The sequence below is a fragment of the Pseudomonas reactans genome, from assembly GCF_013385825.1.
Taxonomy (GTDB): Bacteria; Pseudomonadota; Gammaproteobacteria; order Pseudomonadales; family Pseudomonadaceae; genus Aquipseudomonas; species Aquipseudomonas reactans.
In genome coordinates this window covers 142,548-155,922 of sequence record NZ_JACAPG010000002.1, presented here as the reverse complement: position 1 = coordinate 155,922, position 13,375 = coordinate 142,548, and the positions used below count along the sequence as shown (strand labels likewise).

11 protein-coding genes are annotated in these 13,375 nt (G+C 61.0%); 7 read left to right on the top strand and 4 right to left on the bottom strand.

The features are described 5' to 3' along the window. Positions 1 to 22 precede the first annotated feature (22 nt). Positions 23 to 2,509 carry a circularly permuted type 2 ATP-grasp protein gene (locus tag HX868_RS00755; protein WP_177001575.1) on the top strand — a complete coding sequence of 829 codons (2,487 nt, stop codon included), beginning with the start codon at positions 23 to 25 and terminating at the stop codon, positions 2,507 to 2,509. Continuing rightward, positions 2,509 to 3,399: a transglutaminase family protein gene (locus HX868_RS00750; RefSeq protein ID WP_177001574.1), complete on the top strand. Its 891-nt coding sequence runs from the start codon at positions 2,509 to 2,511 to the stop codon at positions 3,397 to 3,399. The genes HX868_RS00755 and HX868_RS00750 overlap by 1 nt, the downstream gene beginning before the upstream one ends. A 46-nt stretch (positions 3,400 to 3,445) precedes the next feature. On the opposite strand, the gene HX868_RS00745 is transcribed toward HX868_RS00750, so the two are convergent. Further along, a complete protein-coding gene (locus HX868_RS00745) occupies positions 3,446 to 3,628 on the bottom strand; it encodes a hypothetical protein (RefSeq protein ID WP_016976924.1) in 183 nt (60 codons plus the stop codon). Between the two features lie 332 nt (positions 3,629 to 3,960). Here HX868_RS00745 and azu point away from each other — a divergent pair, with 332 nt between their 5' ends. Next, complete coding sequence (gene azu / locus HX868_RS00740) at positions 3,961 to 4,407, top strand: azurin (RefSeq protein WP_016976925.1); 447 nt, start codon at positions 3,961 to 3,963, stop codon at positions 4,405 to 4,407. A gap of 122 nt (positions 4,408 to 4,529) precedes the next feature. On the opposite strand, the gene nadE is transcribed toward azu, so the two are convergent. The 3 genes from nadE to HX868_RS00725 form a co-directional block, all read right to left on the bottom strand. Further along, positions 4,530 to 5,357, bottom strand: a complete 828-nt coding sequence (gene nadE, locus HX868_RS00735; RefSeq protein ID WP_177001573.1) for an ammonia-dependent NAD(+) synthetase — start codon at positions 5,355 to 5,357, stop codon at positions 4,530 to 4,532. A 3-nt stretch (positions 5,358 to 5,360) separates the two neighbouring features. Further along, positions 5,361 to 6,575 carry a nicotinate phosphoribosyltransferase gene (pncB, locus tag HX868_RS00730; RefSeq protein WP_016976927.1) on the bottom strand — a complete coding sequence of 405 codons (1,215 nt, stop codon included), beginning with the start codon at positions 6,573 to 6,575 and terminating at the stop codon, positions 5,361 to 5,363. A gap of 206 nt (positions 6,576 to 6,781) precedes the next feature. After that, a complete protein-coding gene (locus HX868_RS00725; protein WP_016976928.1) occupies positions 6,782 to 7,672 on the bottom strand; it encodes a LysR family transcriptional regulator in 891 nt (296 codons plus the stop codon). Between the two features lie 153 nt (positions 7,673 to 7,825). Between HX868_RS00725 and amaB the strand changes: the two genes are divergently transcribed. The 4 genes from amaB to HX868_RS00705 all read left to right on the top strand — a co-directional run bounded on the left by amaB (position 7,826) and on the right by HX868_RS00705 (position 13,375). Further along, entirely contained in the window at positions 7,826 to 9,316 is a 1,491-nt protein-coding gene (gene amaB, locus HX868_RS00720; protein WP_016976929.1) for an L-piperidine-6-carboxylate dehydrogenase, read from the top strand. 145 nt (positions 9,317 to 9,461) lie between these two features. Further along, positions 9,462 to 10,745 (top strand): L-pipecolate oxidase, encoded by a 1,284-nt coding sequence (gene amaA / locus HX868_RS00715; protein WP_177001572.1) that lies wholly within the window; start codon positions 9,462 to 9,464, stop codon positions 10,743 to 10,745. 374 nt (positions 10,746 to 11,119) lie between these two features. Beyond that, positions 11,120 to 12,256: a branched-chain amino acid ABC transporter substrate-binding protein gene (locus tag HX868_RS00710; RefSeq protein WP_010213577.1), complete on the top strand. Its 1,137-nt coding sequence runs from the start codon at positions 11,120 to 11,122 to the stop codon at positions 12,254 to 12,256. Between the two features lie 204 nt (positions 12,257 to 12,460). After that, complete coding sequence (locus HX868_RS00705; protein ID WP_003188099.1) at positions 12,461 to 13,375, top strand: ABC transporter permease subunit; 915 nt, start codon at positions 12,461 to 12,463, stop codon at positions 13,373 to 13,375.

The following is a 13,375-nucleotide window of genomic DNA, read 5'->3' as shown; positions in this document are numbered from 1 at the left end:
CCTTGCCTCTGCCGAGCGTTCCATGTCCGACTTGCTCGACCGTTACCCGCTGACCGCGGGCACTTATCACGAACTGCTGGATGACAGCGGCGCGGTGCGTGCCCATTGGCGGCGCTTGCTGGATCACCTGCAACGCAGCACGCCCGCGCAACTGGCCCAGCGCCAGGCGCTGTTGACCCGGCAGATCCAGGAAAACGGCGTGACCTACAACGTCTACGCCGACCCCAAGGGTGCCGACCGCCCGTGGGAGCTGGATTTGCTGCCCCATGTGCTGGCGGCTGATGAATGGCAGCACCTCTCGGCGGGTATCGCGCAACGTGCACGCCTGCTCAATGCCGTACTGGCCGATCTCTATGGCCCGCAACGCCTGATCAAGGAAGGCTTGTTGCCGGCTGAGCTGGTATTCGGACATAACAATTTCCTGTGGCCGTGCCAGGGCATCCAGCCGCCGGACGGTGCGTTCCTGCACCTCTATGCCGTGGACCTGGCGCGCACGCCGGATGGTCGCTGGTGGGTCACTGCCGACCGTACCCAGGCGCCATCCGGTGCCGGTTATGCGTTGGAAAACCGCACCATCGTGTCCCGCGCCTTCCCGGATCTTTACCGTGACTTGCAGGTGCAGCACCTCACCGGTTTTTTCCGCACCTTGCAGGAAACCCTGGCCCGCCAGGCGCCCGGTGATGACCAGCCGCCGCTGATCGTGCTGCTCACGCCTGGCCGGTTCAACGAAAGTTACTTCGAACACCTCTACCTTGCCCGCCAGTTGGGCTACCCGTTGGTGGAAGGCGGTGACCTCACCGTGCGCGACAGCACTGTGTTCCTGAAAACCCTCAGCGGCCTACGCCGGGTGCACGCGATCATGCGTCGCCTCGACGATGACTTCTGCGACCCGCTGGAGCTGCGCACGGACTCGGCCCTCGGCGTACCGGGTTTGCTGGATGCCGTGCGCCAAGGCAATGTGCTGGTGGCCAATGCCTTGGGCAGCGGCGTGCTGGAATCACCCGGTTTGCTGGGCTTTTTGCCGAAGATCAACGAGTTCTTATTTGGTGAAGAGCTGATTCTGCCGTCCATCGCCACCTGGTGGTGCGGTGAGGCGCCGGTGCTGGCCGAAGCGCTGGAGAAGCTGCCGGAACTGCTGATCAAACCCGCGTTTCCGTCGCAGAGTTTTGCGCCGGTATTTGGCCGCGACCTCAACGACGAACAACGCCAGGCCCTGGCTGAGCGCATGCGCGCGCGGCCCTACGCCTACGTCGCCCAGGAGCTGGCTCAATTATCCCAAGCGCCGGTATGGCACACCGTGGATGACCACCTGCAACACCGCGCCATCGGCATGCGCGTATACGCCGTGGCCAGTGACGACGGTTACCGCGTACTGCCCGGCGGCCTGACGCGCGTAGCGGCCGAGGCCGACGCCGAAGTGGTGTCGATGCAACGCGGTGGTGCGAGTAAGGACACCTGGGTGCTCGGCGAACGCGCCGTCGGTGGCGAACACTGGCGTGCCCAACGCGCGATTGGCGCCCACGACCTGGTGCGCCGCGATCCTTATCTACCGTCCCGCGTAGTGGAAAACCTGTTCTGGTTTGGCCGTTACTGCGAGCGCTGCGACGACAGCGCGCGTTGGCTGCGTATCGTGCTGGCGCGTTATGTGGATGGCGACGATCCGCTGGCCCTGCAGGCGGCTGTCGAGCTGGGTGAAAACCTGCGTCTGCTGCCCGAGGAGGGCGAGTTGCCTGAGCGCCTGTTGGCGGCGCTGCTGGGTGATGATTGGCCGTCCAGCCTGCGCGCCAACCTGCAACGCTTGCAGTGGGCGGCGTCGCAAGTGCGCGGCAAGCTGTCCCGAGAGAACTGGCAGGCCCTGGTGGAGCTGCAACGCGAAGCCATGGAGCTGGAAAGCGAGTCACCGGATTTTGGCGAGTTGCTGGACTTCCTCAACCGTCTGGTGATGTCGTTGGCGGCGCTGTCCGGGTTTGCCCTGGACGACATGACCCGTGACGAAGGCTGGCGCTTTTTGATGATGGGCCGGCGTATCGAGCGTCTGCAATTCCTGAGCAGCAGCCTGGCGGCGTTCCTGCGCGGAGTGGCGGTGTTCGATCAGGCCGGGTTGGAGTGGTTGCTGGAACTGGGCAACAGCAGCATCACCTACCGTTCGCGTTATCTCGCGGTGCCGCAACTGATCCCGGTACTCGACTTGCTGTTGCTGGACGAACAGAACCCCCACGCGGTGCTGTTCCAGCTCAAATTGGTGAACCGCACGCTGCGGCGTCTCAACGATGATTTTGGTGTGCCGCGGGAAACCGGCCTGGGCCCATTGGTGGAGCGCCTGGCGCGATTCGACCTGGGTTGCCTGGAGAACCCGTTGTTCGGCGAATCCAGCGTGCGTGCCGCGCTGGACGGCCTGGCCGACCTGCTGCAAGCAGTGGCCGATGAGAGTGGGCAAGTGTCGGACCGCCTGGCCTTGCGTCACTTTGCCCATGTGGATGATGTCAGCCAGCAAACGGTGTCGGTGTGATGAGTGCGCGCTACCAGATCTTCCACGATACCCACTACCACTACGACAGCCCGGTGTCCCTGGCCCAGCAGCTGGCGCATTTGTGGCCACGGCCGTGCGCCTGGCAGCGTTGCAGCTTGCAGCAGTTGGATATCAGCCCGGAACCGACCTCGCGCCGTGATGAGCTGGACGTGTTTGGCAACCCGATCACGCGCCTGGCATTCGAGCGGCCTCATGATGAATTGCTGGTGAACGCTGGACTGACCGTGGAAGTGCTGGCGCGGCCGGTGCTGGATTTTCAGCAGTCGCCCGCCTGGGACCAGACCCGCGATAGCCTGACCTACAGCAGCCAGCCGATGTCTGGTGAGTTGATCGAGGCCTGTCGCTATCGCTTCGAATCGCCCTACGTGCACCTGAAGAAAACCTTCGTCGAATTTTCCGAAAGCTGCTTTCCCCCCGGAAAACCGCTGCTGCTGGGCGTACAGGCGTTGATGGAAAAGATCTTCAGCGAATTCACCTTCGATGCCGAAGCCACCCAGGTCGCCACGCCGCTGGTGGAGGTGCTGGAGCGCCGTCGCGGCGTGTGCCAGGACTTTGCCCACCTGATGCTCGCCTGCCTACGCTCGCGGGGCCTGGCGGCGCGCTATATCAGCGGCTACCTGCTCACCCAGCCACCGCCTGGCCAGCCACGGCTGATCGGCGCCGATGCGTCCCACGCGTGGGTCTCGGTGTATTGCCCGGTTTCGGGTTGGGTGGATTTCGATCCGACGAACAATGTGCAGCCGGCACTGGAGCACATCACCCTGGCCTGGGGCCGTGATTTTTCCGATGTGTCGCCGTTGCGAGGGGTGATTCTGGGGGGAGGGAGCCATGACCCGGAGGTGAGGGTAACGGTGATGCCGCTGGAGTAACGGTGGATTGTGCCGAGCCGGGCGGGCCGGCTCAGCACAAAGGAATTTATTCAGCCGGATCTTTTGGTGTTTCGGTCTCGTCGCTCGTTTCTTCACCATCAACATCGGCGTTCAGCCCATTGGCCTCTTCTTCTGCAGCGGCTTTCTTGCGTTGCAGTTTTTCCTCTTTCTTCTGCTCCTTGGCCAAGTCTCTCTGACGTTTGGCGAAGGAGTAATTAGGTTTGGCCATGGGCGATCCTCTAGGGTCGAAGGTGAGGGTGGCGGCGCGCAGCTGCCTTGGGACGACATGGTAGCAGCTTCAGGGTGCGCTTGGCCTTCACTTACCGCAGGCGTAGGCGGCCAGCAGGCCGTTGAACAGTTGGTTGAGGTGCATGGCTCGGACTCCGATGGGTGATGAGCCGATCATAGCCAGGGGGTTGTACTTTGGCTGGTAGATTGTGTTGATCAGTCTGATAGCCTAAAGTTGTATACAATCTGTTGATTCAGATCATAAGAATTTCTGCCTGATTCAGGCACCCTTGTCGCAATACGCGTTTTCTAAACCCTGCCTTGGAGATTCACATGTTTGCCAAACTCGTTGCTGTTTCCCTGCTGACTCTGGCGAGCGGCCAGTTGCTTGCTGCAGAGTGCAAGGTCACTGTCGACTCCACCGACCAAATGTCCTTCAACACCAAAGCCATTGAAATCGACAAAAGCTGCAAGACGTTCACCGTCGAGCTGACTCACTCCGGCAACCTGCCGAAAAACGTCATGGGCCATAACTGGGTGCTGAGCTCCGCTGCTGACATGCCAGGCGTCGCCAGCGACGGCATGGCCGCCGGTATCGACAAGGACTACCTGAAAGAAGGTGACGCACGCATCATCGCCCACACCAAGATCATCGGTGCTGGCGAGAAAGATTCGGTGACCTTCGATGTGTCGAAGCTGAAGGCGGGCACTGACTACGCATTCTTCTGCTCGTTCCCAGGCCACATCTCGATGATGAAAGGCACTGTGACCCTCAAGTAATCACGCGTTCGCTCTTCCTGTAGGAGCGAGCTTGCTCGCGAAAAACTCAATGACGCCGCGTCCACTCAGAATGCCCGCGTTATCGTTGACAGTCTTCGCGAGCAAGCTCGCTCCCACAGGTTTTAAGGTGAAAACGGCATGACCCGCTTGTGTTCAGTCTTGCGGTAGGTCTCGCAGATAATCCTGAACGCTTCCTCACGCACCGGCTCACCGTGCAGGAACGCATCGATCTCGGCATAGGTCACGCCATGTGACGCTTCGTCCGGCTTGCCCGGCGACAAGTCTTCCAGGTCCGCCGTCGGCACTTTCTCCACCAACGACTCGGGCGCGCCAAAGTGCCGCGCAATCGCACGCACCTGGTTTTTCACCAGGCCGCTCAACGGCGCCAAATCGCACGCGCCATCACCGAACTTGGTGAAAAAGCCCATCACCGCTTCCGCTGCATGGTCGGTACCGATCACCAGGCCACCGGCCGCGCCTGCGATGGTGTACTGCGCCACCATGCGCATGCGCGCCTTGGTGTTGCCCAGCACGAAATCCCGGGATACCGCAGCCTTGCCTTCAAACGCTGCCACTTCATTGGCCAGGGCCTTGACCGCCGGGCCGATGTTTACGGTGTGGCGCTCGTCCGGCTCGATAAAGTCCACCGAGGCGGTGGCATCGATTTCGTCGAACTGGGTTTCGTAAGGTAGTCGCACCGCTATAAAGCGATATGCCTCATCACCGCTGTTCTCGCGCAGCTCTTTCACCGCGCGTTGGGCCAGCAGGCCGGCGGTCAGGGAGTCGACGCCACCGCTGATGCCCAGCACCAGCGTCTTGAGCCCGGAATTGCGCAGGCAGTCCTGGATAAAGGTCACGCGGCGGGCAACCTCGGCCTCAAGGGCGGCCTGGTCGTTGAACGGCGCTTGGACCTTGAGCTGTTCAGCAATCTCACGCTGTACGGCTTGCATGATTCACTCCTTGCTAGAGATGGCAGGTACTTTGAAAACATGACGCAAATAGGCGACGAAATTCGGGTCGGTGCAGTGGGTCTTGCCCGCTTCATCGGAGATCTTCGCGACGGGCTGGCCATTGCAGGCGGTCATTTTAAGCACGATGCTCATTGGCTCAACACCTGGAATGTCGCAGGTCAGGTTGGTGCCGATGCCGAAGCTCACATTAATGCGACCACGCAGGGCGCGGAATATCTCCAGGGCCTTGGGCAGTGACAGGCTGTCGGAGAACACCAACGTCTTGCTCATCGGCTCGATGCCGAGCTTGTGGTAGTGGGCGATGGCTTTTTCTGCCCATTGCACGGGATCGCCGGAGTCATGGCGCAGGCCGTCAAACAGCTTGGCGAAGTACAGGTCGAAGTCGCCCAGGAACGCGTCGGTGGTGATGCAGTCGGTCAGGGCGATGCCCAGCAGGCCACGGTATTCGCGGACCCAGCAATCCAGCGCGGCGATCTGGCTGTCGATCAGGCGCGGGCCCAGTTGCTGGTGGGCCATGATCCATTCGTGGGCCATGGTGCCCAGCGGCTTCATGTCTAACTCGCGGGCCAGGTGCACGTTGCTGGTGCCGACGAAGCGCCCGGGGAAGTCATGCTTGAGCACGCTGACCACTTCTTCCTGCACGCGATACGAGAAGCGCCGACGCGTGCCGAAGTCGGCCACTTGCAGCTCCGACAACTCGTCGCTGCTGGCGTTGGCCGTCAGCCAGTCGAACTTGCGGTACAGCTGCTCCCGCGCCTGTTCGAGGATCACGGTCTGGTAGCGGTAGCGGTTACGCACTTCGCTGACGATGGCCAGCATCGGCACTTCAAACAGGATCACATGCAGCCACGGCCCGCGCAGGCGGATGAACAACTCACCGTTCTCGATGCCGGTCTGCACGTAGCGCAGGTTGAAGCGGAACAGTCCCAGGAAGCGCAGGAAGTCCGGCTTCATGAAGCTGATGCGTTCCAGGAAACCCAACTGATCGGGGCTCAGGCTCAGCTCGGCGAGGCGTTCGATCTGGTAGCGGATCTCCGCCAGGTAAGGGCGCAGGTCTTCGCTGTTACGGCAGCGGAACTCCCATTCAACTTCCACGTTGGGGTAGTTGTGCAGCACCGCCTGCATCATGGTCAGCTTGTAGAAGTCGGTGTCGAGCAAGTTCTGCACGATGCGATCGGCAAACACACTCTCGCTCATAACGGGAATCTCCAGACGGGTCGGCGATGGGCGCCGACCTTTACGCACAATTAAGGAAGGGGCTAGTGGCGCATAGACGCGGGTCGGTTTGCCAGTGATTTTTTCGGTAAGGCTACTGGCGCCATCGCAGGCAAGCCAGCTCCCACAGTAGAAATGCATTCCAACCTGTGGGAGCTGGCTTGCCTGCGATAGCGATCGTCCAGGCGCTAAATCACCTGCTCCATCATCCACTTCACAAAATCCCGCACCTTGGGCACCTCCGCCGAATGCTCTGGGTACGCCAGGTAATACGCATCCTGACTGGGCATCGCATGCTGCCAGGGGATCACCAGCTTGCCGTCGGCCAGTTCCTCTTCCACCAAAAAACGCGGCAGCAGCGCCACGCCACAACCCACCTGCGCGGCACGAATGCACATATAAAAGGTATCGAAACGCGGCCCGTGATAGCTGTGCTCGGTCTGGTAGCCCTGGCTGGCGAACCAATCATGCCAGCCCTGGGGGCGCGAGGCGTTTTGCAGCAGCACCAGGTTGCTCAATTGCGTGGGGTCGGAGAATGGCTGCGCCGGCAGGCTCTCTGGCGCGCACACCGGTACAAGCTCTTCGCTGAACAGTTTCAGGCTCTCGGTGCCGGGGCGTGAACCCTGGCCGAAGTAGAACGCCATGTCGGCCTTGCCTTGCAGCAACTCATCCGGCTCCTGTTCATTACACAGATCCAAGTGGATCTGCGGGTGACGCAGTCGCCAGCCCTTCAGGCGTGGCACCAGCCAGCGCGCGCCGAAGGTGTAGGGCGTGGACACCCGCAGTACTTCGGTTTCGCCACCGTAGGAGCGCAGGTAGTGGGTGGACATCTCCACTTGAGTGAGGATCTTGCGCACTTCCACCAGGTACAGATCGCCCGCCGGGGTCATCTGCAAGCGCCGGCGCACGCGGCGGAACAGCAAGTGCTGCAGCAACTCTTCCAACTGTGCCACCTGCTTGCTCACCGCGCTCTGCGTGAGGTTCAGTTCCTCGGCGGCGCGGGTGAAGCTCAGGTGACGGGTGGCGGCTTCGAAGCACTGCAAGGCGGTGATCGAGGGCAAATGTCTTTTGTTCAGCACGGCGTGCCTCTTTTTATGCTTTGCATGAATAAACGGAATGATATCTCGCCTAATCGTCGTTTGTTGGCAAGTCTTGGGCCAGCTACAAATAAGCTCTGGATCGCCGTGTCGGTGGCGGCGTGAATTTTCTGTTTGAGATTGAAGGAGTGACCCATGGTTGCCGCATTGCTTGATCGTCTCGGGGTAAACCCGGCGCTGTACCAGTCGGGCAAGCAGCCCGTGCATTCGCCGATTGATGGCAGCCGTATCGGCAGTGTGCACTGGGAAGGTGCCGCCGAGGTGGAGCAACAGGTCAGTCGCGCCGAGCATGCATTCGAAGCCTGGCGCAAAGTGCCGGCACCGCGCCGTGGTGAGTTGGTGCGTCAGTTCGGCGACGTGTTGCGCGAATACAAGGCCGACCTGGGCGAGTTGGTGTCCTGGGAAGCCGGCAAGATCACTCAGGAAGGCCTGGGTGAAGTGCAGGAAATGATCGACATCTGCGACTTCGCCGTGGGCCTGTCGCGCCAGTTGTACGGCTTGACCATCGCCTCCGAGCGCCCAGGCCACCATATGCGTGAAACCTGGCATCCGCTGGGCGTGGTCGGGGTGATCAGCGCGTTTAACTTCCCGGTCGCCGTGTGGGCGTGGAACACCACCCTGGCGCTGGTGTGCGGCAATGCCGTGATCTGGAAACCCTCGGAAAAGACTCCGCTCACTGCGCTGGCCTGCCAGGCATTGTTCGAGCGCGTGCTGAAGAAATTCGACGGCGCCCCTGAGTACCTGAGCCAAGTGATCATCGGCGGCCGCGATGCGGGTGCTGCACTGGTGGACGACCCGCGTGTCGCCCTGATCAGCGCCACCGGCAGCACCCGCATGGGCCGCGAAGTGGCGCCGAAAGTCGCCGCCCGCTTTGCTCGCAGCATCCTGGAGCTGGGCGGCAACAACGCGATGATCCTCGGCCCGAGCGCCGACCTGGACATGGCCGTGCGCGCCATCCTGTTCAGCGCCGTCGGCACCGCTGGCCAGCGCTGCACCACCCTGCGCCGGCTGATCGCCCATGAGTCGGTGAAAGAAGAAATCGTCACCCGCCTCAAGGCCGCCTATTCCAAAGTGCGCATCGGCCACCCGCTGGAAGGCAACCTGATCGGCCCGCTGATCGACAAGCACGGCTTCGACAACATGCAGGACGCCCTTGAGCAAGCCTTGAGCGAAGGCGGCAAGGTGTTCGGCGGCAAGCGCCAACTGGAAGACACGTTTCCGAATGCCTACTACGTCTCGCCGGCGATTGTGGAAATGCCCGAGCAAAGCGACGTGGTGTGCACCGAGACCTTCGCGCCGATCCTCTATGTGATCGGCTACACCGACTTCAACGAAGCCCTGCGCCTGAACAACGCTGTGCCTCAAGGCCTGTCGTCGTGCATCTTTACCACCGACGTGCGTGAAGCCGAGCAATTCATGTCGGCGGTGGGCAGCGACTGTGGCATCGCCAACGTCAACATCGGCCCGAGCGGCGCGGAAATCGGCGGCGCGTTTGGTGGCGAGAAAGAGACCGGCGGCGGGCGTGAGTCGGGTTCGGATGCGTGGCGCGGGTATATGCGTCGCCAGACCAATACGGTGAACTACTCGCTGGAGTTACCGCTGGCACAGGGCATTACTTTCGACTAATCACACGATCCCGTAGGAGCCGGCTTGCCGGCGATAGCATCCCCCCCGGTGTACCTGAAGTACCGCGGTGTCTGCATCGCCGGCAAGCCGGCTCCTACAGTCTGCGAATACATGGGTTTGTTAGGTTTCATCCCGGAGTCTGGCAATGGCACTACGCGAAACATGTTTATGGGAACACCTCACCCCCAGCCGGCCGTACCGTGCCGCGCTCAAGGGTGAGGTCAAGGTGGATGTGTGCGTGATCGGCGCCGGGATCACTGGCCTGTCGGCGGCCATTCATTTGCTGGAACAAGGTAAAAGCGTCGCCGTGCTGGAGGCTCATCGCACCGGTCATGGTGGTTCGGGGCGTAACGTGGGGCTGGTCAACGCCGGCATGTGGATCCCGCCGGACGAGATCGAAGCCGGTTTCGGCGAAGCGGTGGGCAGTCAGCTCAACCGCATGTTGGGTGCGGCGCCGTCCCTGGTGTTCAGCTTGATCGACAAATACAACATCGATTGCCAATTGCGCCGTGAAGGCACCTTGCACATGGCGCACAACGCCCGTGGCGAGGCGGATTTGCGCAGTCGTGAAGCCCAATGGAAGCGCCGTGGCGCGCCAGTAGAGCTGCTCACCGGCCAGGCTTGCGAACAGGCCACGGGCACCAAAAAAATCGCCGCCGCCTTGCTGGACCGCCGCGCCGGCACCTTGAACCCGATGGCCTACACCAGTGGCTTGGCCAATGCTGCAGCCGGGCTGGGCGGGCAATTGTTCGATCATTCGCCTGTCACGCAGCTTGAGCGCCAAGGTTCGCACTGGTCGGTGCAGACCGCTCAGGGTTCAGTGCAGGCTGCACAAGTAGTGATCGCCTCCAACGCCTACACCGAGGGCGAGTGGACCGAGTTGCGGCGCAATTTCTTCCCCGGCTATTACTACCAGGTCGCGTCGGCCCCGCTCACGGACGCCGCGGCCCAACAGATCCTGCCCGGTGGCCAGGGCTCATGGGATACGCGCCAGGTGCTGAGCAGCATCCGTCGCGACGCCGATGGCCGTTTGTTGCTCGGCAGCCTGGGCAACGGCAACCAGAAACCCGCGTGGTTCCTCAAGGCGTGGGCCGATCGGGTGCAGCAGCACTACTTCCCGTACCTCAAATCGGTGCAGTGGGAGTTCACCTGGACCGGCTGTATTGCCTTCACCCCTGACCACTTGATGCGCCTGTTCGAACCGGCGCCCGGCCTTGTGGCAGTCACGGGCTATAACGGCCGTGGCGTGACCACCGGCAGTGTGGTCGGCAAGGCGTTTGCCGACTACTTGTGTCACCAGAATCCCCAGGCGCTGCCGATTCCCTTCGCGCCGATGCAGCCATTGGCCGGGGTGGGCTTGCGCAGCTGCCTGTATGAAGCCGGATTCTCGCTGTATCACGCCGGTCAATGCCTGAGGATCGTGATCTGATCAGCGAAATACCGCTCAGAAGCCTGCATTTTCTTAGCAGGCTACTAATCTGTATTGGTGCAAGTCGTAGCAATCACGCACTGTAAATGTGCAGTTCCGTTACGCCGTTTGTTACAGCGCCAGGAACTGTCGTTTATAGGCTTGGTTGCAGGTGCGACCTGTCGCGGTTGTACTTTTTGGATCCATTGGTTGCACCTTTAGACGCTAGAGGGTTGCACGTGCTGGCCAATGGAGCCGAAACACCTGCAATAACAATGACACCGTGTCTTTTTGAAGAATAAAAACGTAATGGCACGCGCCTTGCTCTGGGCTTTCAGTGAAAGGTTTGAATGCAAGTTGTCGTGCCAAAAATCAAAAATATCGGAGCACCACTCATGTCCCAGACGTTTTACAAGAAAGGTTTTCTGGCCCTCGCCGTTGCAGCGGCGCTGGGTGTTTCTACGTTTGTTCAAGCTGATGTGAAGATTGGCGTAGCGGGGCCCATGACCGGCGCCAACGCCGCTTTCGGTGAGCAGTACATGAAGGGTGCCCAGGCGGCAGCCGATGTGATCAACAAGGCTGGCGGCATCAACGGCGAAAAAATCGTGCTGGTGGCCGGCGACGATGCTTGCGAACCCAAACAAGCCGTGGCAGTGGCCAACCGCCTGGCTGACCAGGACAAAGTGATCGGCGTGGTCGGCCACTTCTGCTCCTCCAACACCATTCCGGCTTCCGAGGTGTATGACGAAGCCGGCATCATCGCCATCACCCCAGGCTCCACCAACCCACAAGTGACCGAGCGCGGCCTGGGCGCCATGTTCCGCATGTGCGGGCGTGACGACCAGCAAGGCATCGTTGCCGGCGACTACATCGTCGACGTGCTCAAGGGCAAGAAAGTCGCTGTCATCAACGACAAGGACACCTACGGCAAAGGCCTGGCTGATGCCACTGCTGCCCAGTTGACCAAACGCGGCGTGAAGCCGGTGCTGGAAGAAGGCCTGACCCGTGGCGAGAAAGACTTCAGCGCCCTGGTCACCAAGATCCGTTCAACTGGCGCTGACGTCGTGTACTTCGGCGGCCTGCACCCGGAAGCCGGTCCACTGGTTCGCCAGATCCGTGAAGCCGGTTTGAAAGACGTCAAGTTCATGTCCGATGACGGCGTAGTAACCGACGAACTGGTTGCCACCGCTGGCGGCGCGCAGTACGTCGATGGCGTGTACATGACCTTCGGCGCCGACCCGCGCCTGCTGCCGGACAGCAAGGCTGTGGTGGAAGAGTTCCGCAAAAACGGCACCGAGCCGGAAGGCTATACCCTGTACGCCTACGCGTCGGTCCAGGCCCTGGCCGCCGGCTTCAACGGTGCCAAGTCCAACAAAGGCGAAGACGCCGCCAAGTGGCTCAAGGCTCACCCGGTAAAAACCGTCATGGGCGAAAAAGCCTGGGATTCGAAGGGCGACCTGAAGATCTCCGACTACGTGGTTTACCAGTGGGATAAAGACGGCAAATATCACCAGCTGGAAAAACAGAAGTAATCCGAACTGACTGCGTCACCCTGTAGGAGCGAGCTTGCTCGCGAAGAACGTCAACGATGGCCCGGACATTCAGAATGCCCGCGTCGCTCTCCGGTTTTTCGCGAGCAAGCTCGCTCCTACAAGGGGTATCGCCGAGCCTCTGTTTTCCTCCAGAAGCGCCGCACACCCACCGGTGTGCAGGTGCTCACCGCGTGAGATTGCGTTATGGATGGTATTTTCCTGCAGCAACTGGTCAACGGCCTGACCCTCGGGTCGGTCTATGGCCTGATCGCCATCGGCTACACAATGGTCTATGGCATCATTGGCATGATCAACTTCGCCCACGGCGAGGTTTACATGATTTCCGCTTACCTCGCGGCAATCAGTCTGGCACTGCTGGCTTACTTCGGCATCGAATCCTTCCCGCTGCTCATTCTCGGCACCTTGATCTTCACCGTGGTCGTCACCGGCGTGTACGGTTGGGTCATCGAGCGTGTCGCCTACAAACCGCTGCGCAACTCCACCCGACTGGCACCGCTGATCAGCGCCATCGGTATCTCGCTGATCCTGCAGAACTACGCGCAGATCGCCCAGGGCGCCAAGCAACAAGGCATTCCCACCCTGCTGGCCGGGGCCTGGCGTGTCGATATCGGCACAGGCTTCGTTCAGTTGACGTACACCAAGGTGTTCATCCTCGTGGCGGCGTTTGCCGGCATGGCGTTGCTCACTTACATCATCAAATACACCAAGCTCGGCCGCATGTGCCGCGCCACCCAGCAAGACCGCAAGATGGCGTCGATCCTCGGCATCAATACCGACCGGGTGATCTCCTACGTGTTCGTCATCGGCGCCGCCATGGCGGCATTGGCTGGCGTGTTGATCACCCTCAACTACGGCACCTTCGACTTCTATGCCGGCTTCATCATCGGCATCAAGGCGTTTACCGCAGCGGTACTCGGCGGCATCGGCTCCCTGCCTGGGGCGATGTTGGGCGGGATCATCCTCGGTATCTCCGAGTCGTTGTTCTCGGGGTTGATCAACTCTGACTACAAAGACGTGTTCAGTTTCTCCCTGCTGGTGGTGATTCTGATTTTCCGTCCCCAGGGCCTGCTTGGTCGCCCACTTGTGGCGAAGGTGTAA